The organism is Roseibium sp. (assembly GCF_965216085.1).
Taxonomy (GTDB): domain Bacteria; phylum Pseudomonadota; class Alphaproteobacteria; order Rhizobiales; family Stappiaceae; genus Roseibium.
In genome coordinates this window covers 1802260-1824906 of record NZ_OZ244138.1, presented here as the reverse complement: position 1 = coordinate 1824906, position 22647 = coordinate 1802260, and the positions used below count along the sequence as shown (strand labels likewise).

The 22647-nt window shown below is 55.4% G+C and carries 21 protein-coding genes and 1 other RNA gene; 15 read left to right on the top strand and 7 right to left on the bottom strand.

All coding sequences use genetic code 11. From position 1 onward, the window contains the following. Window positions 1-59: 59 nt before the first annotated feature. A complete protein-coding gene (locus ACOOFE_RS08320) occupies window positions 60-1445 on the top strand; it encodes a multicopper oxidase family protein (protein WP_420414528.1) in 1386 nt (461 codons plus the stop codon). Window positions 1446-1488: 43 nt separating this feature from the next. On the opposite strand, the gene ACOOFE_RS08315 is transcribed toward ACOOFE_RS08320, so the two are convergent. Continuing rightward, entirely contained in the window at window positions 1489-2367 is an 879-nt protein-coding gene (locus tag ACOOFE_RS08315; RefSeq protein ID WP_420414527.1) for a LysR family transcriptional regulator, read from the bottom strand. 96 nt (window positions 2368-2463) lie between these two features. Between ACOOFE_RS08315 and ACOOFE_RS08310 the strand changes: the two genes are divergently transcribed. Beyond that, window positions 2464-2934, top strand: a complete 471-nt coding sequence (locus tag ACOOFE_RS08310) for a c-type cytochrome (RefSeq protein ID WP_420414526.1) — start codon at window positions 2464-2466, stop codon at window positions 2932-2934. Between the two features lie 140 nt (window positions 2935-3074). Continuing rightward, on the top strand, window positions 3075-3608 hold the full coding sequence (locus ACOOFE_RS08305; RefSeq protein WP_420414525.1) for a luciferase family protein: 534 nt from the start codon (window positions 3075-3077) through the stop codon (window positions 3606-3608). Window positions 3609-3669: 61 nt separating this feature from the next. Here ACOOFE_RS08305 and ACOOFE_RS08300 read toward each other — a convergent pair whose 3' ends face one another. Next, window positions 3670-4476, bottom strand: coding sequence for a thymidylate synthase (locus tag ACOOFE_RS08300; protein ID WP_420414524.1), 807 nt, complete (start codon window positions 4474-4476; stop codon window positions 3670-3672). A gap of 157 nt (window positions 4477-4633) precedes the next feature. On the opposite strand from ACOOFE_RS08300, the gene ssrA reads away from it, so the two are divergent. The 4 genes from ssrA to ACOOFE_RS08280 all read left to right on the top strand — a co-directional run bounded on the left by ssrA (window position 4634) and on the right by ACOOFE_RS08280 (window position 6188). Then, window positions 4634-5003: a transfer-messenger RNA gene (ssrA, locus tag ACOOFE_RS08295) on the top strand. 160 nt (window positions 5004-5163) lie between these two features. Then, on the top strand, window positions 5164-5736 hold the full coding sequence (locus ACOOFE_RS08290; RefSeq protein WP_420414523.1) for an SspB family protein: 573 nt from the start codon (window positions 5164-5166) through the stop codon (window positions 5734-5736). A 16-nt stretch (window positions 5737-5752) separates the two neighbouring features. Continuing rightward, window positions 5753-5962, top strand: coding sequence for a DUF4169 family protein (locus ACOOFE_RS08285; protein WP_420414522.1), 210 nt, complete (start codon window positions 5753-5755; stop codon window positions 5960-5962). Window positions 5963-5969: 7 nt separating this feature from the next. Continuing rightward, window positions 5970-6188, top strand: coding sequence for a ribbon-helix-helix domain-containing protein (locus ACOOFE_RS08280; protein ID WP_420414521.1), 219 nt, complete (start codon window positions 5970-5972; stop codon window positions 6186-6188). A 97-nt stretch (window positions 6189-6285) separates the two neighbouring features. On the opposite strand, the gene ACOOFE_RS08275 is transcribed toward ACOOFE_RS08280, so the two are convergent. Continuing rightward, the gene (locus ACOOFE_RS08275; protein ID WP_420414520.1) at window positions 6286-10107 is read right to left on the bottom strand and encodes an AsmA-like C-terminal region-containing protein; all 3822 of its coding nucleotides are present in this window, start codon (window positions 10105-10107) and stop codon (window positions 6286-6288) included. 297 nt (window positions 10108-10404) lie between these two features. Then, window positions 10405-11805, bottom strand: a complete 1401-nt coding sequence (locus ACOOFE_RS08270) for an FAD-binding oxidoreductase (RefSeq protein WP_420414519.1) — start codon at window positions 11803-11805, stop codon at window positions 10405-10407. Window positions 11806-11933: 128 nt separating this feature from the next. Here ACOOFE_RS08270 and ACOOFE_RS08265 point away from each other — a divergent pair, with 128 nt between their 5' ends. The 4 genes from ACOOFE_RS08265 to ACOOFE_RS08250 all read left to right on the top strand — a co-directional run bounded on the left by ACOOFE_RS08265 (window position 11934) and on the right by ACOOFE_RS08250 (window position 16336). Beyond that, entirely contained in the window at window positions 11934-12428 is a 495-nt protein-coding gene (locus tag ACOOFE_RS08265; RefSeq protein WP_420414518.1) for a thioesterase family protein, read from the top strand. 132 nt (window positions 12429-12560) lie between these two features. Then, on the top strand, window positions 12561-14210 hold the full coding sequence (locus tag ACOOFE_RS08260; RefSeq protein WP_420414517.1) for a chloride channel protein: 1650 nt from the start codon (window positions 12561-12563) through the stop codon (window positions 14208-14210). An 81-nt stretch (window positions 14211-14291) separates the two neighbouring features. After that, window positions 14292-14900 (top strand): imm11 family protein, encoded by a 609-nt coding sequence (locus tag ACOOFE_RS08255; RefSeq protein WP_420414516.1) that lies wholly within the window; start codon window positions 14292-14294, stop codon window positions 14898-14900. 218 nt (window positions 14901-15118) lie between these two features. After that, a complete protein-coding gene (locus ACOOFE_RS08250; protein ID WP_420414515.1) occupies window positions 15119-16336 on the top strand; it encodes an NADP-dependent isocitrate dehydrogenase in 1218 nt (405 codons plus the stop codon). Between the two features lie 62 nt (window positions 16337-16398). Here ACOOFE_RS08250 and ACOOFE_RS08245 read toward each other — a convergent pair whose 3' ends face one another. Then, the gene (locus ACOOFE_RS08245) at window positions 16399-17172 is read right to left on the bottom strand and encodes an SDR family NAD(P)-dependent oxidoreductase (protein ID WP_420414514.1); all 774 of its coding nucleotides are present in this window, start codon (window positions 17170-17172) and stop codon (window positions 16399-16401) included. A 317-nt stretch (window positions 17173-17489) separates the two neighbouring features. On the opposite strand from ACOOFE_RS08245, the gene ACOOFE_RS08240 reads away from it, so the two are divergent. Beyond that, window positions 17490-18275, top strand: coding sequence for a sulfotransferase domain-containing protein (locus ACOOFE_RS08240; protein ID WP_420414513.1), 786 nt, complete (start codon window positions 17490-17492; stop codon window positions 18273-18275). A gap of 75 nt (window positions 18276-18350) precedes the next feature. On the opposite strand, the gene ACOOFE_RS08235 is transcribed toward ACOOFE_RS08240, so the two are convergent. Next, on the bottom strand, window positions 18351-19043 hold the full coding sequence (locus tag ACOOFE_RS08235) for an aspartate/glutamate racemase family protein (RefSeq protein WP_420414512.1): 693 nt from the start codon (window positions 19041-19043) through the stop codon (window positions 18351-18353). A gap of 112 nt (window positions 19044-19155) precedes the next feature. Between ACOOFE_RS08235 and ACOOFE_RS08230 the strand changes: the two genes are divergently transcribed. Together ACOOFE_RS08230 and ACOOFE_RS08225 are read left to right on the top strand one after the other, a co-directional pair. Further along, window positions 19156-19563: a hypothetical protein gene (locus ACOOFE_RS08230; RefSeq protein ID WP_420414511.1), complete on the top strand. Its 408-nt coding sequence runs from the start codon at window positions 19156-19158 to the stop codon at window positions 19561-19563. Between the two features lie 40 nt (window positions 19564-19603). Continuing rightward, window positions 19604-20248 carry a glutathione S-transferase family protein gene (locus ACOOFE_RS08225; RefSeq protein ID WP_420414510.1) on the top strand — a complete coding sequence of 215 codons (645 nt, stop codon included), beginning with the start codon at window positions 19604-19606 and terminating at the stop codon, window positions 20246-20248. Here ACOOFE_RS08225 and ACOOFE_RS08220 read toward each other — a convergent pair. Then, window positions 20239-21519 (bottom strand): cyclic nucleotide-gated ion channel, encoded by a 1281-nt coding sequence (locus ACOOFE_RS08220; protein WP_420414509.1) that lies wholly within the window; start codon window positions 21517-21519, stop codon window positions 20239-20241. The genes ACOOFE_RS08225 and ACOOFE_RS08220 overlap by 10 nt on opposite strands. A 235-nt stretch (window positions 21520-21754) precedes the next feature. On the opposite strand from ACOOFE_RS08220, the gene ACOOFE_RS08215 reads away from it, so the two are divergent. Next, entirely contained in the window at window positions 21755-22546 is a 792-nt protein-coding gene (locus ACOOFE_RS08215; RefSeq protein ID WP_420414508.1) for a substrate-binding periplasmic protein, read from the top strand. Window positions 22547-22647: the final 101 nt, after the last annotated feature.

Genomic DNA, 22647 nt, shown 5'->3' with positions numbered 1-22647 from the left:
TCAGAATGTATGGTTTTCATTGCTGTAGAACATCGCCGTCCTAAGTACCGGGAGACTGTATGAACCGAAGACATTTCCTCAAGACAGCGGTTGCCAGCTTAGCCTCCACAAGTTTGCCGCGATTTGCAATGGCAAAAACTGGAGGCGGTGCCTTCCAGCTGGAAGCGGTCAAAGGCAAGGGCCGGCTCTACGGCAACGAAGGCGGGCTTTCTGATCTCTGGCTTTACAATGGCCAGCTGCCCGGTCCGGAAATCCGCGTCAAACGCGGCGAGTGGGTGAAGGTCCGGTTTAAAAACAGCCTGGAGGAGCCAACCTCCGTTCATTGGCACGGCATCCGCATCGACAATGCCATGGATGGTGTTTCTGGGCTGACGCAATCCGCCGTTCAGCCCGGCGAAACGTTTGATTATGAATTCGTCGTGCCGGATGCCGGGACCTATTGGTACCATGCCCATCATATGAGCTGGAACCAGGTTCCGCGTGGCCTAGCCGGACCTCTAATCGTTGAAGAAGACGAACCAACTTTCGAACCGGATACGGACATCACCCTTGCCCTGTCGGACTGGCGTCTTGATGACAACGGCGTGCTTGATACGGCAAGTTTCGGGGCTATGCATGATTTTTCCCATGCCGGCCGGCTCGGCAACTGGCTCACCATTAATGGCCAGAACATGCCGGATATCCCGGTACAAAAAGGCCGCTGGCACCGGCTGCGCCTAATCAACATGTCGGCGTCCCGCATCTTGGATTTGGCACCGTCTCGGTTTGGCGCTCAGCTGATCGGCCTTGACGGGCAGATCTTTGATTCCCCAAGAGAGGTGGATGGCACCATTCAACTCGCCCCGGCTCAGCGCATGGATCTCGTCATGCGGCCAGACGGGGATGGCCCGGTCCCGTTTGAAACGATGACCGGACAGCCCTACACCTTCGCCAATTTCACAATTTCTAATGAGCCTAAAAACGACGATCCGCTGCGCCTACCCAATGCCAACGCCTTGCCGGAACCCGATCTCAACAAAGCGCGCAGTTTGCCGCTGGTGATGGCAGGTGGCGCCATGGGCCGCATGCAATCAGCGACAAAAAACGGTCAGGAGCTCTCCATGCGCGAGCTGGCCCAGGCCGGAGATTTCTGGGCCTTCAACGGCCAGGCGGGCATGGGCGAGAAACCGTTCTTTTCAGCCAAACGCGGTGAAACCATCATCCTAGAAAGCACCAACGACACAGCCTTCCCGCATGCGATCCATCTGCACGGCCACCATTTCCGGGTTCTGGAGCGCAACGGCGAAAAGCTGCAACATCCAGACTGGCGCGACACGTTCACCACCCAGCGCGGCGAAACGGTCAAAATCGCCTTTGTCGCCGACAATCCGGGCAAATGGCTCCTCCACTGCCACATGCTCGGCCACGCAGCCTCCGGCATGATGGACTGGTTTGAAGTGAATTGAAGACTCCCATAAGGAAAAACGTCGGATTTGAAACCAGGGTCTTCTAGCTACCCAATTGATCATCCGCCTTGATCGCCTCGGCAAAGAAGTTCAGAAGCGTTTCGATGTTGGATTGCCGTCTGAAATCCTTATGGGTTGCCACCCAAAGACCGGTTTCCGGTCCGGTTGGCATTCTGTCCACCGCGACAAGTCCTTCAGTCTGCCGGCCGATAAAATCGGGGAGCATTGTCACCCCAAGTCCCCGGGCCGCCATGCTGGCCAACGCCAGAAAGCTGTCGGCAGAAAACTCAAAACTCGTCTGCGCATTTGCGAATAGCCATTCGCCAGCGGTCGATCGGGCAAAATGTGGCGCGACCCCTAACCACTTCAAATCCCTAGCTGGAAGACCTGCGGCCTCTTTCAGATAATCGGGCGCCCCATAAACGCAGAACTCAATGGAACCGGCGCGGATGCCGCTGAGATCCGGCGGCATTTCTCCTCCTGGCCTGATCAATATTTCGGCGCCGGATAAGGACATGTCGATTGGATTGTTTGAAACCACGACTTCAATATTGATGCTGGAATGAACGGCGCGGAGCTGCTCCAGATAACCCGGAATTTGCAGACACGCGATGGAGTCCGTTGTGGCCAGACGAAAGCTCCCTTCAATGCCTTTGGACGTGAGCGCCAGACTTCTCATTATCCGGGCAGATGCCTGGTCCATTAACTTGAGTGAAGCCAGAAGCGCCCGGCCCTCCGGCAGCAGTCGGTAGCCGTCATTTCTGCGCTCAAAAAGTTTGATGTCATAAGCAGCCTCCAGCAGAGCGATCCGCCGTAACACAGTTGCATGATTCACGCCGAGCGCGCGTGAGGCAGCTGACAATGATCCATGCTCGATGACTGCATGGACATACTGAAGATCATCCCAATGAACCTTGTGCATCAGCGCACAGCCTCCTGGCCGATTTTTCCAAATTTACCGGAAAATATAATCATGACAGATTTCAGGTGTTCAATACTGCACAGCTTGGAGTGCTCAATGAAATACATTTTTAAGCTAACATGTTCTCTCGCGATCATGGCTGTGATCGGACTAGGCTCCGCATTCGCAGACGGAAAATTCGACAACGCCATCAAGGCCCGCAAGGCACTTATGTCCTTATATGCCTGGAACCTTGGGCAACTCGGTGCCATGGCAAAAGGAGACGCCGAATACAATCCGGAGGCTGCAAAAACTGCGGCCGATAACATCCTAAGCCTGGCGACCTTAAACCTCGGCTCGGCTTGGCCTCAAGGCTCTGACAGCACAGCGCTCCCTGGCGCCACCAGGGCAAAGGCAGAAGCTTGGACGACGTATCCTGAAAGCGCCAACATTCACAAATCCCTTGTGACTGCCGCGACCACGATGGCAGACGTTGCCGGGTCTGGCTTGGATCAGGTCCGCGCCAACATCGGCGCAGTCGGTGGAGCCTGCAGCGCTTGCCACAAGAAGTTTCGCGAGACCGAATAACAACAACCGCACACGGCCCCATCCGACCTCTTACGTGCAGGTGCTCTTCGAAACTTTGTGGCTTTACCGTCGATCAGTCGCAGTTCAATCAGCAGGCTGATCGGCGGAACGTTTTATTCCAGTCTCATGATTGAGGGCACATGGCGATCCGAAGACAACGAATTGCAAGTATCATGGTGGCGCTGGCAATTGCCGCCAGCACCACCCGGGCTTTTGCAGCTGACTTGCCCCAACGCGATGGCCCCGGCGCCAGAACAACGAACAAAGTCCCACATATTCAAATCGGTGCAGAATTGGTCCCGGAGCTCTCAGACCAACTTGTGCGCCAAACAGCCACACTCCCCGGGGTGGAAATTCGCAAAACAGTGATTTCCCTTCCCGGTGCAAAGGGGTTTTGGATATCAGAGCAAATCGAACTTGCGCATCCGGAAGCCATTGTCGGTGGCCGGGAATTTGCGCACATACATCCGGATGGAAGCTTGCATATTTCTCTTTCGCCGGACCGGGCTAAAGAAGCGGTCGAAGCAGGTTGGGCCGATTTCCACCCATGGTCTCACCGTCCAGGATGGGCTGGATTTGTCCTGCTCTATACACCGCGCTCTTCTGAGGAAGCCGATGTGGTGCTGCAACTCATTTTCGATGGCTATGAATATGTGACCGGCAGAAAACTCTAAGTCTGCTTCAGCCGAGGCGATCAAACGCTATCAGGTACCAGGTTCCAATGGATTTCCCGATTTAAACCGCAATCGGCGCAGAGATGTGCGGGTGTGGATCATAACCGGTCAGCTCAAAATCTTCGTATTTGAAGGCAAAGAGGTCGGTGACGGCCGGGTTCATCTTCATCTGCGGCAGAGCGCGCGGGGTCCGGGTCAGCTGCTCGCGGGCCTGGTCGAAATGATTGGCATAAAGATGGGCGTCGCCGAGCGTATGCACAAAATCGCCGGGCTTCAGGCTCGTCACCTGCGCGATCATCATGGTGAGCAGCGCATAAGACGCGATGTTAAAAGGCACACCCAAAAAGACATCGGCAGAGCGCTGGTAGAGCTGGCAAGAGAGCTTGCCGTCAGCGACATAAAACTGGAACAGCGCGTGGCAGGGTGGCAACGCCATTTCATCGACCAAGGCCGGATTCCACGCCGAGACGATCAACCGCCGGCTTTCAGGGCTATTGCGGATCATCTCCAGCACTTTTGCGATCTGATCAATCGACTCGCCGCTTCCGTCTTTGGAGGGCGCAGGCCAGGACCGCCATTGATAGCCGTAGACCGGGCCGAGATCGCCATTCTCATCCGCCCAGTCATCCCAGATCTTGACGCCGTTTTCCTTCAAATAGGCGATGTTCGTGTCGCCGGCGATAAACCACAAGAGCTCATGGATGATGGAGCGCAGATGCAGTTTCTTGGTGGTGACCAGCGGAAAGCCTTCGGATAGATCAAATCGCATCTGGTGGCCGAAGATCGAGCGGGTGCCGGTTCCAGTCCGGTCGCCACGGTCAACGCCCTCATCAAGGATTTTTGCCAAGAGATCCAGATACTGCTGCACGATGTGCGCCCTTTTCCGCTGTCAGTCACGTTGTTCTAACTTGGCAGATTCTGGCAAAAACGCATCCCCTCCCCCGGACTTTCCCCAGCTCCGGCCACAGAACCGGCCATGCGCCTGTGGATGATCTTAGCCCGCCAAGGCGCCTCGAACTTTGAAAGCCCTTTCAATTCAGACCAAAAGTGCCTATATCTCCAGGGCTGGTTCGCCAGCTATGGCAATAAACTGTCAGTGTAATAAACCTATCGGACCCGGGGGCGGTACCCGGCGCCTCCACCCAAGCTCATGAGGCTTAGCTCTTGAAATCTCATGGGTTTCGGCGGGGGCGAAATAGGATCGACGAGGGCGTAAAGACTGTGCTTTTGCTCGGCATTGTACCACCGTTATCGGGCTAATTCAGTAGTTGCAAATGACAACACTGCTATGGACAACGCTGTAGCTGCGTAATGCGGTTCCGGTAGTCCACTAAGTCCTGTTGGTTAGCCCCTTCAGGCGGGGTTCGGAGGCACCTGGCAACAGAAGCCTTCACTGAATTCACCCTCCGGCCGTTTCTCAGAAAGTTAGCCAAGTTAGAACGTCGCGGCGGCTGCCAAAATCCGCTATCCTTGGATAAGGGCCTTTCGGCTTTGAACCTGACCCGCTGATGTGCTTTTCTGAGATGAGATTCCAAGCGAGATTCGACTGAACACGATGTCTGAAGACCTGTTGCGATACGATATTCTGATCCAGGACGCCCTGCGTGGTGCCGTCAAGAAAATCCTTGCGGAGGTCGGCCGCACCGGGCTTCCCGGCGATCACCATTTTTACATCGCCTTTGAGACCACAGCCCCGGGCGTGAAAATCTCGCAGCGGCTGAAAGAACGTTATCCGCAGGAGATGACTATCGTCCTGCAGCACCAGTTCTGGGATCTGGCCATTGGCGAACACGCCTTTGAAGTCGGCCTGTCCTTTGGCGGTGTTCCAGAAAAGCTTCTCGTGCCCTTCTCCGCCATCAAAGGCTTCTTTGACCCGTCCGTTCAGTTCGCCCTGGAGTTCGATCCGGGCAAAACAGCGGAAGAGCTGCCGGAAGATCTTCTGGAAGCCGTTGAAGAACTTGCCAAGGCCGAGCAGGAAACCGCGGAAAAAGTCATCAAGGCAGACAACAAGCAGGACGACGACGCTGCTGCTGCCGAGGACAAATCAGAAAAGTCAGAGACCAGCTCCGAAGACGGAGATGGCGGCGGCGAGGTTGTCTCCCTGGACGCATTCCGCAAAAAGACCTGAGTTTCAGGAAGCCAACATGAGCGCCGAGATCGTCAATCTGCGCCAGGCGCGCAAACAAAAACAGCGGCAGGACAAGGAAAAGACTGCTGCTGACAACCGCCAGAAATACGGCCGCAGCAAAGCCGAGCGGGACGCCGCCCGTCGGCGCCGGGAGACGTTGGAAAAGCAAGTCGACGGTCATCTTCTAGACAAGGCTGAAACCAGCCGCGATCCCGGCGACGACTGACTAAAAAATGGCGCTTCACAAAAGATCCGTCTCCCTGCACGGCCACCGCACCAGCGTGGCCCTGGAACCGGAATTCTGGGAAGTCATCGACAGTGCCGTTAACGCCGAAAAGCGCTCCCTCGCCAGCCTGATCGCCGAGATCGACGACACCAGAGATCCGGACGAGCCGCTGTCGTCTGCCATTCGGGTATGGGTGTTAAAGCGAGCGCAATCATCTCATCACTAAAAAAATTGGAAGTTATGATGCAGCCTGAGAAGGTTCGGCATCACTTCATACACTGCAGCTGTCCCTGTCGAAATAGGCTTGTGCCTGACGAGAATAATCACTGCCCGGCGGGAATGCTGAACTGGCCACTCAAAAGATCATCGATGGTGATTGGCCCATCCAGTGGCGGCAGGTCTGATCCGGGTTTGGTGCCGGGTGGTGACACATTCCCCGAGACATTCAAATCGCCGTTTGAGGCATCCAGAACCGCCCGGATCCGGTCCGTCAGCGGCACCTGGGGTTCGGCGGGCGCGCGGGCCGGACTGACGGTGGCTTCTTCAACAGGTGCATCATCCGGGGTGGCGCGTGTCCGCTCCTGGCTTTGTGTTTGTTCCCGCTGCTGACGCTCAAGCTGTTCCTGCTCCAAGCGCAAGCGTTCTTCTTCTGCTGCCTGGGCTGCAGCTTCCGCAGCGGCAGCTGCTTCAATCGCTTCCTGTTCGCGCCGGGCTTTAGCGTCAGCCTGGCGTTTGAGTTCCCGGGTCAGCCGGTCCCGCTCCAGGATTTCTGCCTGCAGACGCTCCACTCGCTCCACTTCCTGTTCAAATGCGCGCAGGGTCAGGTAAGCGGTAAACGGTGTGATATCGACACTGCGCTCCGGCGCTTCCACAGGTCCTTTGAAAAGGAGCCCGATCTGCGGTTCCGCGCCCGTGACAGCATTTTCACCGGGATCCACCTTCAGAGAGAAATCGGCATCCAGATCATAGGTGTTGAGATCGAGCTGGGCAGACCCGAAAACCTCGGCCTTTTCTGCATCAACCACTACATTGCGTGCACTTAATCGTCCGCCCACCAGCGTCAGCGTGCCCTCCACCTTCTCGAAAGGCAGGTTGCCAGCCGCCATGTGGTTGACAAAAACCTCAGCAATCTTGTCGTCTTGAAGATCAAGTCCGGCATCAACAGCCCGGGTGACTTGCATGAAGGCCTGAGGGTTTAGTCCGCGGACATCACCTTCTTTTAGGGTGAAGGTGCCGCCACCATTGAGGCCAGACACAATCGCAGAAATCGACCGGCCAATACCTTCAAATTCCAGATACAGATCTCCGGTCCCTGAGACAACAGCACGCCCCTCCGGACGCCAGGCCAGCTGCCGCAAATCCGCGCCTGTCAGCTTAACCCGCCCAGACGCCGCGCCTTCCGCATCTGACCGGCGGATTGAGAGATTCCCCTCCAGATTACCGCCGGAATACGTTCCATTGAGACCATCAAGGCGCATGAGAACGGGTGTGAGACGCAGTTCGGCACGCGCCGATTGGATTGCGGTATCGTCATCGACCAACATTTCGCCTGCGCGCAGATCCAGCGTCAGATCCAGATCATCCAGAAGCGGAGCACCAAAAAAGGCCACCGGCCAAATGCTGCTGCCATCGCCGAGGGAGTACCATTGATCGGGACCGAGCACCAATTCGCTCAAGGCCCGAACGTCCAGCTGACTAACCTGCAGCTCGCCAGAGAAGCGGCGGTTCCGTTCGCCTGGCACAGGCTTCAAATCGCCTTCAAGACGGCCATCAAACCGCACATTCCGGAACGTGCCTGTCAATGACGGCACGGCCAAGCTGGTTCCAACCCCTTCAAGCGTTCCACTGATTGTGGCCGGCAAATCGCCCGCCATTACCGGCAACACCCGTCCAGTGAGCAACGCAAGAGGTGTCAGATCGGCTGTTTTCAATTCTCCGGTCAATGCGTAACTGGCTTCTTCGCCCTTCTTGAGGGTCACAGTTCCATTTGCTTGCAGAGAGGTCTCGCCCAGGGCAACGGAGCTCGAAACCGTCATGCCTTCACTCGGAACACCCTCGAGTTTGCCAGTGATCCTGGCAGTCCCGATGGCGTCAACCGGCAAAACATCGAAGCCGAGTTGCTGCAGAACTGCCCCGCCCTCAGGTCCGTTCATAGAGATGGACAGGCCCACATTCGCATCCCGCCATTGATCCACCCGGCCTTTCAGGCTGGCAATGGTCACAACGTCGGTACCGCCGGCGGTGCCCTTCAGGTCAATGGACAGATCCGTACCGTCAGCGAATTCGGCTGCCTGCAAGGACGCATCAAATTTCGCGGGAACCAAAACACCTGCAGCCCGCTCCAGCCTATCGGCGAACCCAGCTTCTGGGAACACGCCTTTGGTGAGTGCCACCAGGCCCGAGAGATCGCGCGCATCCAATGTGCCGGACACTGCCCCCTTGGGCGCCGATAGCAGATCCTTCACGTCCCCTTTGACATCAATACGGGCGCCAGCCAGATCGGCCGCAAAGAGCCGGTCAATCCGGACATTGCCGTCTGAGTATTCCGCTTCAAAGGCAAGGCCTTCGCCTTCAACACCGCGTCCACGAACTTCACGGGCCTGCAAGCGGACGGAAACATTCAAATCCTGCCCCGCCTCGGCCCCGCCATTGTTGGCAGATCTGCCCGCCGTCAAAGGCCGGACCAGTGCGGTCATGGTGTCAATCTGATCGAGATCGAGCACGTCTGCATCCAGCGACAAGGAGAACTCCGGATTTCCGGTCCGCGGCCGCCGGTAAGCCAGTCCACCGCGGGCTTCGGCCCCAGCCACGGTGAGCCTCAAGTTGTCGAGAGCCGCGCCTTCCGGAACCAGGTTCAACCGTCCTTCGACCGAAACCGGTTCCAAAATGGAGGACCCTGTCTCTTGGCGCTGCCACCAGCTAAAAAAAGAGGCCGGTTGATCGGATTTGACGGAGACGGCGCCCCGGTAGGTCATCGCGGGCGTAAGACCCAGATCGCCTTGTGTCGCAACTGTGGTGCGCCCGGGCAACCGTCCGGCAAGGCGGGCAATCCGCCAGCCGCCGAGCATGGTTTCCAGATCCAGGCGCACGTTCTGAACGATGCCACCACCGGCGACCAAGGCTGGCACATCAAACGACAACGCCCCCTCAATGGTAGGCAAGGGGACTGCTTTCAGTGCGGCCACAAGCTGCTTGCCGGCATCGTTGATTTCCACCGGCGCTTGCGGCCCGCCGCCCAGCAGCCGGTCGAGATCAATCTGTTTGGATTTGGCCCGGACTTCAAACCGTTTGTCGCCGGAATAAATCAGGCCAGCCTTGCCGGCCATGCTGAGCCGTTTTTCTTCCGGCCCAAAGCGGAACTCGAACTCAGGCACAGAGACTTCGGCAATGTCTGCGGCAAAACTTCCTTCGACTGACCACGTGTTCAAACTGGCCTCGTCCAGAAGAACTGACGCGATATCAAATGTGCCTTCGAATTTCGGCGCCGCATCGGTTTCACTGAGGGCACCGTCAAAGCTAAAGTTGACCGGCCAATCTGTCGGCGTGATTTCGCCCTTAAGACGCAGGCTTTCATTATTGCGGATGCGGCCAGAAGCAAAACTGACCGTGTAGGCCTTGTCGTTCAATGTCAGGCTGCCATCTGCCCGGAACGGCCCGGCCAAAGACCGCGCACTGACAGACAGATTGCCGTTATCGAGTTGGTGAGTTTCTCCAGTCCGGGCATCGATCACGGAAACCGCCCCATCACGGATCGTCACCTTCTCAAGGGCAACATCCTCCGGCGGCAGTTTTGCAAGCGCGCCATCTGCCGTAACGGCTGTCAGCCAATCAAGACGCCCCGCCTCGTCAAGAGACAATGTGAGATGAGGCCGCTCCAGCGCCATATCTATGACCCGGAATTCGCCCTTCAACAGAGGTGGAAGCTCCAACCGCATATCGAAACGGGAGACCACCAGCAGAGGGTCTTCCGCTTCGCCAACCCGGACATCGGAAAACCGGATATAAGGCGCAGGCAGCAACCGGAGATCCGCCTCTCCGAGCACGGTCACGCGGTGCCCCAGCACCCGGCTTGCGTATGTTTCAAAGGTCGACCGGTAAATGGTCCAATCAATGAAAAATGGGCCGACCAGTGCTGTGATCAGCACCAGAACCACTGCAATCCCAAAAGTAATGTAAACCGAGTTCAGGCTGTATCTCCTTAAGGTTCAGCCGAAATAGATGTATCTCCCCCTGATTTAACGCATGGCAGGCGATACGCAAACCAAATGCTGAATAGCGGCGCGACATCAGCGGTTATTGATCCGATTCGCTACAATATCATGACTGATGCGCATCCGGCGCTGTAAGAATCGGGCAAATTGTCCGGTGTCTTAGTCCAAAAACCGACTACCGGACAATTTCAGAATACCGCTCAGATCGAAAAATTCATTATTTTCAAAATTTTACGGAAGAATTTTACCAGGATTCATGATGTTGTCCGGATCGAGGGCCCGTTTGATGGCTCGCATCGGTTCAAGCGCATTGCCGTGTTCCCGCTGCATGTATTTCCGCTTGCCCTGCCCAACGCCATGTTCGCCAGTGCATGTGCCGCCCATATCAATCGCTCGCAAAGACAATCGTTCAATAAAACCTTTCGCCTTCTTTACTTGTCCCGGGTCTTCAAGATCCACCAGGATTTGGACATGGAAATTGCCATCACCGACATGACCGACGATCGGCGCCAGCAGTCCTTCGGCCGCAATGTCTTCCGCGGTCGCAAGAACGCAATCAGCCAACCTTGAAATCGGCACGCAGACGTCGGTCACCATGATATCAGCATCTGGCTTTAGCGACTTTCCAGCCCAATAGGCATCATGCCGCGCGGCCCAGAGTTTTGTCCTGTCTTCCGCAACCGTTGCCCACTGAAACTGTCCACCGCCGAGCTCTTCGGCGATCGCAGAAAACATCTCCGACTGTTCTTTTACACCTGCCTCCGAGCCATGAAACTCCAGGAACAAGGTCGGCGTTTCGGGCAGGTCCAGCTTGGAATACTGGTTGCAGGCGCGAACCTGCAGGCTGTCGAGCAGCTCGATCCGGGCAACAGGAAGCCCCATCTGAATGGTCGTGATGACCGCATTGCAGGCCGATTGAACATCCGGGAACGGACAAACACCCCCGGAAATCGCTTCCGGCTGGCCATGCAGACGCAAGGTGATCTCTGTGATGATGCCAAGCGTGCCTTCTGAGCCGACCATCAACCGGGTGAGGTCATAGCCTGCCGAAGATTTTTTTGCCCGCCCGCCAGTCCGTACGATGGATCCATCCGCCATCACCACGGTCAGCGCGACAACGGCGTCTTTCATGGTGCCGTAACGGACCGCATTGGTGCCGGACGCCCGGGTGGCCACCATGCCACCAATGCTGGCATCAGCGCCCGGATCGATCGGGAAAAACAGGCCGGTGTCACGGATATAGCTGTTGAGCTGTTTGCGGGTCACACCAGCTTCCACAACACAATCAAGATCTTCCGGATGCACTTCCAGAATCCGGTTCATATCGCTGACATCAATGGAGATACCGCCCTCAGGCGCATTCACATGGCCCTCCAGCGAGGTTCCGGTGCCATAGGCAATCACCGGCACTTTGGCTTCAGCGCAGAGTTTGACGATTTCAGAAACTTCTTCGGTGGTCTGTGCGAACACAACGGCATCAGGCGGCTGGGTTTTAATCCAAGTGGTCGTGTGGCCGTGCTGCTCTCTCAGTGCAGCGGACGTGGCGCATCGATCGCCGAAGCGCGTTTTCAGCGTCTCAACAACGGCGTCCACATTGTTATTAGATTCAGTTGTTCGGGCCACTTCAGCCATTGCATTCCCCCCTTTGTGCAGCTTTTCCTCACCCACAATCTGCACTTATGTTAGCGGTGGTATACAGATAATGATCATTGGCCAACGGTATTTATACCGAGAATTGGGCGCAATTGCGGGAGTACTTCATGCCAATTTCGTGGAAACCGGAGCCGGTTATGAGCGATATCATGACCGTCAAGGACGAATGGATTGATTATAACGGCCATCTCAATATGGCCTATTACAATGTCCTTTTGGATCAGGCATGTGATCATGTGTTCGGAATGCTGGGTTTAGGTCCCAACTACGTTAAAGAACGCAACGCGTCCTTTTTTACCGCCGAAGCGCATGTTTGCTACGTGCGAGAGCTCAGCGCTGGAATGCCGGTTAAAGTCGGGTTGCAGCTGGTCGATTTTGACGAAAAGCGTGCCCATTTTTATGAAGAATTGTACCACGCGGAGGAAGGCTGGCTGTCGGCGACGTCCGAACAGCTGTGCCTTCATGTGGATATGGGCGCCCGAAAAGTCGCCCCATGGCCAGAAGACATTCTGGCAAACATTCAATCACTTGCCGATGCTCAAAGTTCCCTGCCCCGTCCGGAACGGGCGGGCCGGCACATTGAGATCAAAAAGAAGGCCTAACGAACAAGATTTCAGCGCAAATTACAGTGATTTAGGCCATTTACCGGCGTAGAAGGCCTATTCATTGCGCGCGACTCGGGTGAAACTGGCACAGAAACTAAGAAACGTGCCGTTTCGCAGCGGGCCGAACGAATGCGCAAAATCATTGAGACCGCCTGGCAACTGCCTGACATCCTGATCAGCTGGATCACGCCCAACGTGCGCCAGTACCGGTCCAATCGTCTTCACATTGTTTGGCTGCTCGCCATCATCATCGGTGTTTTGGTTGCAGCTGCCGCCATCATCTTCCGGACCATGATCGGTCTGTTCCAATGGCCTTGGCTCAGGACAACCACGGAACTGACCATGCAGGCTGCGGCAGCCCAACCCTGGTGGGTCATCCTGTTGGCCCCGGCTTTGGGCGGTCTGGCGGTTGGCTGGATCCTGCACAAGTTTCACCCCTATCAACGGGCTGGCGGTGTCGCCGATGTTATTGAGGCCCGCGCGTATGGCGGCCGGGGTTTGCCGCTTCGGGCTGGCCTTTGGTCCGGTCTTGTCACCACGATTTCCCTTGGCTGCGGCGCAAGTGCCGGCCGTGAGGGTCCCGTTGTGCATCTCGGGGCCACTGTGGGCGCCGCAGTCTGTGAAAAATTATCCCTTCCCGACTCCGCCCGGCGTGTACTGCTCGGGTGTGCGGTTGCAAGCGCCGTGTCTGCCTCGTTCAATGCCCCCATCGCCGGCGTGTTGTTCGCGCATGAAGTGATCCTTGGGCACTATGCGGTGTCCGCCTTTGTCCCAATCGTGCTCGCCTCGGTGATGGGCACGCTGCTGGTGCGCTGGTGGTTCGGCGATGTGGCCGCCTTTGTGATCCCGCAATATGAGATCACCTCTTATTTGGAAATCCCGGCCTTCGCCCTTCTGGGGCTGACCTGTGCTGCCGTGGCCATTATCTTCCAGTTTGCCTTGATCGGCACTGACTGGACTGCGCGCAACATCACCATGCCCTTGTGGTTGCGCCCGGTCCTCGGCGGGCTGGCTGTTGGCACCCTTGGGATCTTCTTTCCGGGCATTCTTGGAGTTGGCTACGAAGCGACAGACCTGGCACTCAAACATGAACTTCCGCTTTTTACGCTTCTCTCGCTTCTGGTGGTCAAGACGGCGGCAACGGCGATCACTCTGGCGTCAAGATTTGGCGGTGGAATATTCTCGCCAGCCCTTTACCTCGGAGCGATGACGGGCGGCGCCTTCGGCTTGATCGCAGCATCCGTTTTTCCGGAAATGGCCTCTAGCCACGGCTTATATGCCATTTTGGGGATGGGCGCCGTGGCTGCCGCAGTTCTTGGGGCGCCGGTCTCAACCACAATGATCGTCTTCGAGTTGACCGGTGGGTATGCGCTGTCGATTGCCCTGCTGCTGGCAGTATCAATCGCCACTGGCCTGACCCAGGCGGTGCACGGTAAATCCTATTTCCATTGGCAGCTCGGCATGCGCGGGTGTTTCGTCAATGAAGGTGCACACCGTCTCCTCAGCGAAACCGTCAAAGTGCGCGACTTCATGGATCCACCGCCGGAAGAGGAAGACCCGGACGCGCTTAAATTCAATCCCGGCACCGACGGGCCCTATTTGCACGACACTGATAGTCTCGAAAGCGCATTAAAGAGTTTTGACGCCTGCGGAAAGTCATCTCTGCCGGTGGTGCGCAAGGGCAATGCCACAAAGATCATCGGCACCGCCCGGCATGTACGGGGCTTGCGGTATTTCAACGCCGCTTTGATCAAGGCGACCAAAGAAGAACATGTGTGAGCCTCTGCCTCCAACCAAATCGCGCCAGAGATGCTGAAAGGCCCGGCTCAAGCCGGGGCAAAACAGCATGAGGACAAGACAATGACAAACGATGTTGTGTGGAGCTTCGGCTTTAAAGAAGTCGCGGGTTTTATCGTGGAGCGCCATATCTTGGATGGCGATTCAAGCAAAATACAATATGTCGATACTACGCCCGAGAAAGGGCACAATCCCCAGTTCAAGCCGGGGCGCTTGTATTCCGGCCGGGCCGTCAAAGCCGATCACGTGCCGACGCGCATTGAATGGTGTAGCAAAAAACATCCCCCTTATGATGTGTTTATTCTGCAAGGTTTGATCGTGGTGTCAGACACATTCAAGGACATTATCGAAGGGTTGGAGCCGGAAGTGCATCAGTTCTTTCCGATTGAGGTCGTCTACAAGGACGACTCTCCTGCCCGGCAGATGTATTTCTTCAACATCTGTAACCGCCTGGACACAATGGACCGGGAGAGCACGACGGCGACATTTGAACAAATATATTGGAAGCCTGAGACCGGTGATTTTGCCTTCAGCAAGGCCGCGATCGGCGCGCGTCACGCCTGGAGAGATAAGCACGTCCACCATGGAACGTTTTTGTCTGATGCCGCCAAAACTGCAATGGAAAAAGCCAGGGTGAGCGGCATCACTTTTCACAGCTTTCCCGTTTATTGATTTTTTTGGGCACCGCCGCTGTTTCCTGCCGCTCAGTTTGGCTTCAGCCACGCTCACTTTAGAGCAGCCGTTATGCCCCAGCTATCTTTCTCCGCATTTCCCCCACTTGCTTATTTCGAAATTATTGTATACGAGCGCACACAATAATTTTCCGGTACAACAGCACCAGGAAAATCCGAATTTTTTATCCACCCAACCATCGTAAGGCGGACCATTCCATGGCAAAGATCAAAGTCGACAATCCGGTTGTTGAACTCGATGGCGATGAGATGACCCGGATCATCTGGGCCTTTATCAAGGACAAGCTGATCCACCCCTACCTCGACATTGACCTCCACTATTATGACCTCTCGGTTCAAAAGCGCGATGAAACCGACGATCAGATCACAGTGGATGCCGCCAACGCCATCAAGGAACACGGTGTCGGCATCAAATGCGCCACGATCACTCCGGATGAAGCCCGGGTTGAAGAATTCGGCTTGAAGCGCATGTACCGCTCGCCGAACGGCACTATCCGCAACATCCTCGGTGGCGTGATCTTCCGCGAGCCGATCATCATGCAGAACGTGCCGCGCCTGGTGCCAGGCTGGACCCAGCCGATCATCGTTGGCCGGCATGCTTTTGGTGACCAATACCGGGCCACCGATTTCACCTTCCCGGGCAAAGGCAAACTGACCCTCAAGTTTGTCGGTGAAGACGGCACCGAGATCGAGCGGGACGTGTTCGACGCCCCCTCCTCCGGTGTTGCCATGGCCATGTACAATCTCGACGATTCCATCCGCGACTTTGCCCGCGCTTCGATGAACTATGCGCTGGGCCGCAAGGTGCCGTGTTACCTGTCGACCAAGAACACCATCCTAAAAGCCTACGACGGCCGCTTCAAGGATCTCTTTGAGGAGATCTATGAGACTGAATTCAAAGAAAAATTCGCCGACGCCGGCATCTGGTACGAACACCGCCTGATCGACGACATGGTTGCCAGTGCGCTGAAATGGTCCGGTGGCTACGTCTGGGCCTGTAAAAACTATGACGGCGATGTGCAGTCCGACACGGTTGCCCAAGGTTTCGGCTCTCTTGGCCTGATGACCTCGGTCCTGATGAGCCCGGACGGCAAGACAGTGGAAGCGGAAGCAGCCCACGGCACGGTGACACGTCACTACCGCCAGCATCAGAAGGGCGAAAGCACATCGACCAACTCGATTGCGTCCATTTTTGCCTGGACGCGCGGCTTGGCCCACCGGGCGAAACTTGACGGCAACGACAAACTGGCCCGCTTTGCCAAGACACTGGAAACGGTCTGTATCAAGACCGTCGAGAGCGGCTACATGACCAAGGATCTGGCTCTGCTTGTCGGCCCGGACCAGGGCTGGCTGACCACCACAGGCTTCCTCGACAAGATTGACGAGAACCTGCAGAAAGCGATGGCGGATCTTTGAGTTTCGCCGGGCCCGGCACAGCTCCTTCAGCCTGCCGGGTCCTCTCTTCAAATTGAGCAGGACTATTTCGCCTGCATTTTTGAAATCATTTTCAAGACCGTCCGGCGCGGCAGTGCCGGTATCACCCAATTCATCGCAAAATCGAGTGCTTTTTCGTTGATCGCAATCAGCTTGCCTTTAAGCATGGCATCATAGCCGATCTTAGCGACGCTCTCCGCCGTCGCACCGGAACGTGTTAGTTTGGTGCCTTCCAAATCGGCAACTTTCGCAAATTCAGTCTCGACATACCCCGGCGCCAGAACCGTTACCTTCACGCCTTTGGACCGCAGTTCCTCATTCAGCGCCTGGGAATAGGAATTCACAAAGGCTTTGGTTGCGAAATAGACCGCCTGTGACGGACCGGGCATGAAGCCGGCGGTCGAGCCGACATTCAACACATAGCCTTGACCACGAGCGGCCATATCATGCGCGAACAAGCGGGTCAGCGTCATCAAGGACATGACATTGAGATCAATCATGGCCTGTTCACTGGCGAGATCTCGCTCAATGTGATTGCCGCGTCCACCGAACCCGGCGTTGTTGATCAGGATGCCGATCTCGAGCCCGGCGGCTTTTACATCGTCATAGAGCGCTTGAGCCGCTGCGCCTGTGCCGACATCGCGGGCAAAAACATGCACATTGATGCCGTGTTGAGCTTCAAGGTCAGATTTAAGCTGCTCCAAGGCTTCCTTGCGCCGCGCAACCAGAACCAGGTTACCGCCCTTAGACGCATGATAGCGGGCAAAAGCCGCACCAATCCCAGCTGATGCACCCGTAATCAGAGCCGTCGCAGTCATATCTCTTTCCTTTCAGCACCCGCACAAAACTACACTCAACAGTTTACTTCTGCGCAAATGCGGTCCCAACAAGCCATTTTCAAGGGTCAGGCCGCAAGTTTCTCCTAGCCTCAGTCTGTTTCGCAATCTCATCCCACTCAGAAACAGACGTTTCACGACCCACACGAGGTCACGAAAACGTCCGGGCCTCAAGAAGCCTCAGGAGAAACAATCAGAAACAAAATCGCGAATTTGGCAATCATGCAGAAACAAAACCGCCGAACTACAGCCTGTATTGCTGATCAAAACGAAGTCTCAAACGATTGAGGACTCGGTTGATGCATACCTTCTACACACGGCTGCAAACCGCCCGGAAAATTCGGAATAAAACGCGGCAAATCACGCAGCATATGAATGATTTGAGGGACAACGGCTGGACAGATCCAATTGTCGTTGCCGGGTATCCAAAATCCGGAAATACCTGGCTTTGCCGTCTCGTTGCGGAAATTCTTGATTGTCCTGTTGGTGGTTATGCCGGGCTTCCCGATCCAAATGAGATCGCAATTGAGGGTGAGGAGCGCAAATCCCGCCAATACGTTCTCAAATCGCACCATGTCTTGCCGACCTTGGACCGTCTGTCCCACCCCAACCTGAAAATCTTGTGCGTCGTTCGCGACCCCCGCGATGTGGCGGTCTCGGGCATGCACTATTGTTTTGAAGGCCACATCGATGCGTCGAGCCAAATGCTGGCGACAATGATGGAAGATCAAAAAGGGCATTATTGGAAGTATCGCAGCTGGTCGTCTTATGTGGACGAATTCCGTGCCGCCGGTTTCCCAACCGCCCGTTATGAGGATTTGCTGTGGGCGCCAGAAGCAACCGTGACTGAGCTGCTCACCAAGGCAGGCCTTTCATTCGATCCTGCCCGTGTTTCTGCAGCCATCGAAAACCAATCTTTTGCAAACGCCAAGGCCCGTTATGTGTCCAACGGCGAGGACGACAAAATCCGCCACATGCGCCAGGGGAAACGCGGCAGCTACAAGGATGAACTGTCGCAAGCGGAAATCCAGCGCCTGACCCGGGCGCTCGCTCCGACAATGGTAGACCTGGGATATCTATCTTGAGCACTTGGCCGGACAAAGAATATGCTGCCCCAGCCCTTCTTAAAACCTCTCTAGCGCCTTCCACCAATCACGCATTCAGCTGAGCGCGAAATCCAACGCCGCTTCGGCGTGGAGCGCTGTGGTGTTGAAACATGGGATTTCGAAATCGGCCTCTGACACCAAAAGGCCGATTTCCGTACAGCCGAATATCACCCCGTCAGCACCGCTTGTTACCGCCCGGTCAACAACATCGAGATAGGCTTTTTTTGAGCTTTCTTTGATGTCGCCTTGGCACAGTTCGTCATAGATGATCCGGTGCACTTCTTTCCGGTCTCCTGCCTCCGGAATCCGGACAGCAATCCCATGGTGATCGGAAAGGTGTCCCTTATAAAAATCCTGTTCCATCGTGTAGGCCGTGGCCAGCAACAGCGGCGCCTTGCTTCCAGCGGCCTTGATCGCAGGTGCGGTCGTGTCGGCGATGTGGATGAGCGGGATGCCAATCGCGGCTTGAACATCTGCAGCCATCTTGTGCATCGTATTGGTGCAGATCACCAGACACTCGGCCCCGCCGCGCTCCAGATTGCGCGCAGCGTCAATCATCAAGTCGGTCGCCTTCTGCCAATCTCCATCTGCTTGAGCCTTGGCGATGTCGTCAAAATCAAAAGACCAGAGCAGGCATTTCGCGGAATGAAGACCGCCCAAACGCTCCCGTGTCATCCGGTTCAAAAGCTGATAATAAGTAACTGTACTTTCCCAGCTCATACCGCCGAGCAGTCCAATGGTTTTCATGTTTTCCCAATCCTCCCGCGCCATTTCCAAAACGACTCAACGGAAGCTACTTGAATCAAAGTCTCAACCCGTTCGTTTTTTAGATTTCTTTCAAAGGCTTGTCAGCGTCTTCTTGTGCGTTTTCTTCCTGACCGTTTCCGCCGCAACCACCAGCGCCCAACCGGTTCACGAACCTGCCCGCGGAACCATAGAGCGCAAGGCGATCCTCAACACAATCCGCCCGTTGATGGAGGCCCGGCTCGGTGCTCCGGTCGAATTTGTTGTTTTCTGGATGCGGTCAGGCGGCGACTGGGCCTTTGCCGGATTGGACCCTCAGCGCCCCGGCGGTGGTCGCATAAACCTTCAAAACACTGTCTATGCCGGACAAGGCGACTATATGGACGGCCTCCACACCTATGCACTTTTGCGCTATCAATATGACCGCTGGAATATCATCGATTTTGTTGTTGGTCCGACCGACGTCTTCTGGCAAGGCGATCCGCTCTATAGCCAGATACCTGCCGGCCTAACTCCGCACTAATCACGACTTGCCTATCAAATACGAGGAATAGACGTCTGCCATGCTGCATCTCTATGGAGCGGAATATTCTGTCTACGTCCGTGCAGTCCGGATCGCGCTTGCCGAAAAAGGTGTCCCTTATCACCAAACGCCGATTGATATTTTCAACAAGGCCGCCACGCCAGACAGCTATTTAGACTTGCAGCCATTCGGCAAAATCCCTGCATTGCGTCATGTTGATTTTGAGCTTTTTGAAACCATAGCGATCCTGCAATACATCGATGAAGCATTTGACGGTCCGGATCTGCAGCCATCTTTGCCGCGGCCACGAGCACGGATGACGCAAATCCTATCTATCCTAAATAGCTACGCATATCGAACACTGGTTTGGGACATCTATGTCGAGCGCATCGCCAAGCCGGAGGATGGCAAGCAAACAGACGAAACCAAAATCACAGCCGCATTGCCTGCCGCAAAATCAATATTGAATGCGCTCGAAAAACTGGCAGATAATGATGGCCCGTTTCTGCTGGGTTCGCAGATAACGTTGGCCGACTGTTTGGCTGCACCGATGTTCGATCTTTTTCTGAAAACACCCGAAGCTTTGGCTCTGGTGGAGCCAGCCCCGCGGCTGCGAACCTGGTGGAGAGATGTATCAGCCCGGACCAGCTTTTTAGAGACACACCCGCAAACCCGTCAGGTTTGATCCTGTTTCGCGGGATCACCGTTCTCAAACAGTTCCTGCTGTGCTTCCTGGTCCTCATCAGCTCCGACATAGCCAGCCTGTTCCAGCTCCTCTTCGGCAAGTTCGCCAAGAATTTTCTTGCCAGCCTCGGCCCGTTCCCGCGCCTCATCCATGATTTTTTTCGCCAAGGCGGCATCGCTGTCCATCAACTGGTGAAGCGCTTTCGCCTCCAGCACCAGCAGCTGGCAATCCCTATAGGCAACAACGGTCGTTGTCCGCTGGGTTTGATTGAGAAGAGCCAGCTCACCGAAGAAATTGCCCTCTCCCAGATAGACGGTGCCGTGTTCCATCCGGATTTCCACTTCACCGTCGTTGATGAAGAACATTCTGTCGGCAATATCGCCTTCTTCGGCAATTGTGACACCCTTGCGGACATTGAACGCCTGCAACTGTTTGGCGACAGAAGCAACTTCTGTCGCGCTGAGATCCTCAAACAGAGGAACCCGCGCAACCATGGACCAGGTCACGACAAAATCGCGGCTGTGGATCTCACGAGCAAAAGCAGAGGCAATAATCCCGACAGGTAAGGCTATCAGACCGTATCCCATCAACATCACCACTGCCCCGACCATCTTGCCTGGATTGCTGATCGGCACAACGTCCCCATATCCAACGGTCGTCACTGTGGTGATCGCCCAATAGATGCCGTGCAATATACTGCGGAATTTTTCCGGCTGCTGGTCGTGCTCAATCAGGTACATGACCGTTGCAGCCATCAAGATCACACCAAAGATGATCATGCTGGAGCCAAGCAGGGCATGACGCTCCGCCGCAACAGCAGAGATCAAAGAGCGTAGAGCTGGAGAATACCGGGCAAGCTTCAAGAAGCGCAGCAATCTCAAAATCACCACCATGGTGACCGCCTGATTGGGCAGCAACAAAACAAGAACCAGCGGCAAAGCACCAATGAGATCTACCAGAGCATCAGGGTGAATCGCATAGCGCAGCCGCGCCCCAATCGGGCCATATCGGCGCAATGGCGGATGAAGATCGGCCACATAAAGCCGCAACATGTATTCGACGACGAACACAACACCTGAGCCAAGCTGAAGGAACCGCAAATGTGGTCCCAGTGTCCGCCGGATTTCAGGAACCGTTTCCAAAACCGCAAAGACAACATTCGCAATAATAAGAATAATCAGAACATTGCGCAGTGTCTGAGCGGCAAGGCGCCGTTTGCCAGTGTCTTCCAACACTTCATAAAGCGTACGTTTAAAGTTGTGTCCGAGCACTGTTAGTCCCGTTCGCAAGGGGCTGAATACAATAAGGAATAGCCGAACTTTGCTTCAAGGCAAAACCTTGACCATCGATACTCCAGTGGGAATTGGCAAAATTGCAGAATAGACCCGATGCAATTCAGGTCGCATAATTTGCCCAACATGGTTTTCCAGCCCCCCTATGGTTTGTACAAGACAAACCTGTGTGGCGCGGCACGATTATATCGTTCGAAGTTCCGAAGGCTACGAAATGCTTGATACTCCTAATTCCGGCACTCTGATGCGACTAGCCTTGTATCATTTCATCGGGCTATGCCTTTTGCTCATCGGAGTAACTCAAAGCGTTGCAGCCGAATGCACCAAGGTCCGCTTATCAGGACCTCCAGTGTGGCCGCCTTACGTTAATGGCGAAGAAATTGGCAGTGAGCGAAGCGGCGTTGCGATCGAACTTGTCGACCGGGTGTTTTCCGAACTTGGAATTCCTCGTGAAATCGATGACGCCAAACCTTGGGCAAGGGTCGTCTCCGACCTCGAAAACGGCGAAATCGATATCGTCTTTGCGTTGCTGAGTTCCCCATCCCGCCGCGAGAAATTTATTTTCACCGAATCTTGGCTCGACGATTACTACGCGGTTGTGACCTACAAGGGGAAGGAGTTCCCCTACAATCGCATTGAAGATCTGAAAACCAGGCGTGGCGTTGTGTATCACGGCATCAACCTGCCGACCCCGTTACGCAAGGCACAAACAGAAGATTATGATCTTCTCGAACTTCCAGATATTCCGTCTCTTTACAAAATGCTGCGGCTTGGCCGGGCCGATTACATAATTACATCTCCACTGACGTTCAAAAAGTTGATGCCGGAAGACTATGCCTGGAGTGATTTCAGCGTCTTGGAGCCCTCTGTTGTTCGGATTCCCCTATACATGGCAATGTCAAAAAAATCACTCTGCACGGCGATCCTGGATCAACTCAACGAGAAACTGCTGATGCACGGCAAACAGTTGAAAACAGAAAGCTATTCCCAAATATTCTCAAACTGAATCTTCCTACCACTTCGGAAAGGAACGAACCGGACACCACTACGCAAACAGGCGCCCGTTAGGACGCCTGTATGAAGCACCATCTTTGCGGTTCTAGTTGC

What these genes read in the sequence shown, in the direction of transcription:
- ACOOFE_RS08320 (WP_420414528.1), top strand. Translation starts at nt 60, where the DNA reads ATGAACCGAAGACATTTCCTCAAGACAGCGGTTGCCAGCTTAGCCTCC.
- ACOOFE_RS08315 (WP_420414527.1), bottom strand. Translation starts at nt 2,367, where the DNA reads ATGCACAAGGTTCATTGGGATGATCTTCAGTATGTCCATGCAGTCATC.
- ACOOFE_RS08310 (WP_420414526.1), top strand. Translation starts at nt 2,464, where the DNA reads ATGAAATACATTTTTAAGCTAACATGTTCTCTCGCGATCATGGCTGTG.
- ACOOFE_RS08305 (WP_420414525.1), top strand. Translation starts at nt 3,075, where the DNA reads ATGGCGATCCGAAGACAACGAATTGCAAGTATCATGGTGGCGCTGGCA.
- ACOOFE_RS08290 (WP_420414523.1), top strand. Translation starts at nt 5,164, where the DNA reads ATGTCTGAAGACCTGTTGCGATACGATATTCTGATCCAGGACGCCCTG.
- ACOOFE_RS08285 (WP_420414522.1), top strand. Translation starts at nt 5,753, where the DNA reads ATGAGCGCCGAGATCGTCAATCTGCGCCAGGCGCGCAAACAAAAACAG.
- ACOOFE_RS08280 (WP_420414521.1), top strand. Translation starts at nt 5,970, where the DNA reads ATGGCGCTTCACAAAAGATCCGTCTCCCTGCACGGCCACCGCACCAGC.
- ACOOFE_RS08270 (WP_420414519.1), bottom strand. Translation starts at nt 11,805, where the DNA reads ATGGCTGAAGTGGCCCGAACAACTGAATCTAATAACAATGTGGACGCC.
- ACOOFE_RS08265 (WP_420414518.1), top strand. Translation starts at nt 11,934, where the DNA reads ATGCCAATTTCGTGGAAACCGGAGCCGGTTATGAGCGATATCATGACC.
- ACOOFE_RS08260 (WP_420414517.1), top strand. Translation starts at nt 12,561, where the DNA reads ATGCGCAAAATCATTGAGACCGCCTGGCAACTGCCTGACATCCTGATC.
- ACOOFE_RS08255 (WP_420414516.1), top strand. Translation starts at nt 14,292, where the DNA reads ATGACAAACGATGTTGTGTGGAGCTTCGGCTTTAAAGAAGTCGCGGGT.
- ACOOFE_RS08250 (WP_420414515.1), top strand. Translation starts at nt 15,119, where the DNA reads ATGGCAAAGATCAAAGTCGACAATCCGGTTGTTGAACTCGATGGCGAT.
- ACOOFE_RS08245 (WP_420414514.1), bottom strand. Translation starts at nt 17,172, where the DNA reads ATGACTGCGACGGCTCTGATTACGGGTGCATCAGCTGGGATTGGTGCG.
- ACOOFE_RS08240 (WP_420414513.1), top strand. Translation starts at nt 17,490, where the DNA reads ATGCATACCTTCTACACACGGCTGCAAACCGCCCGGAAAATTCGGAAT.
- ACOOFE_RS08235 (WP_420414512.1), bottom strand. Translation starts at nt 19,043, where the DNA reads ATGAAAACCATTGGACTGCTCGGCGGTATGAGCTGGGAAAGTACAGTT.
- ACOOFE_RS08225 (WP_420414510.1), top strand. Translation starts at nt 19,604, where the DNA reads ATGCTGCATCTCTATGGAGCGGAATATTCTGTCTACGTCCGTGCAGTC.
- ACOOFE_RS08215 (WP_420414508.1), top strand. Translation starts at nt 21,755, where the DNA reads ATGCTTGATACTCCTAATTCCGGCACTCTGATGCGACTAGCCTTGTAT.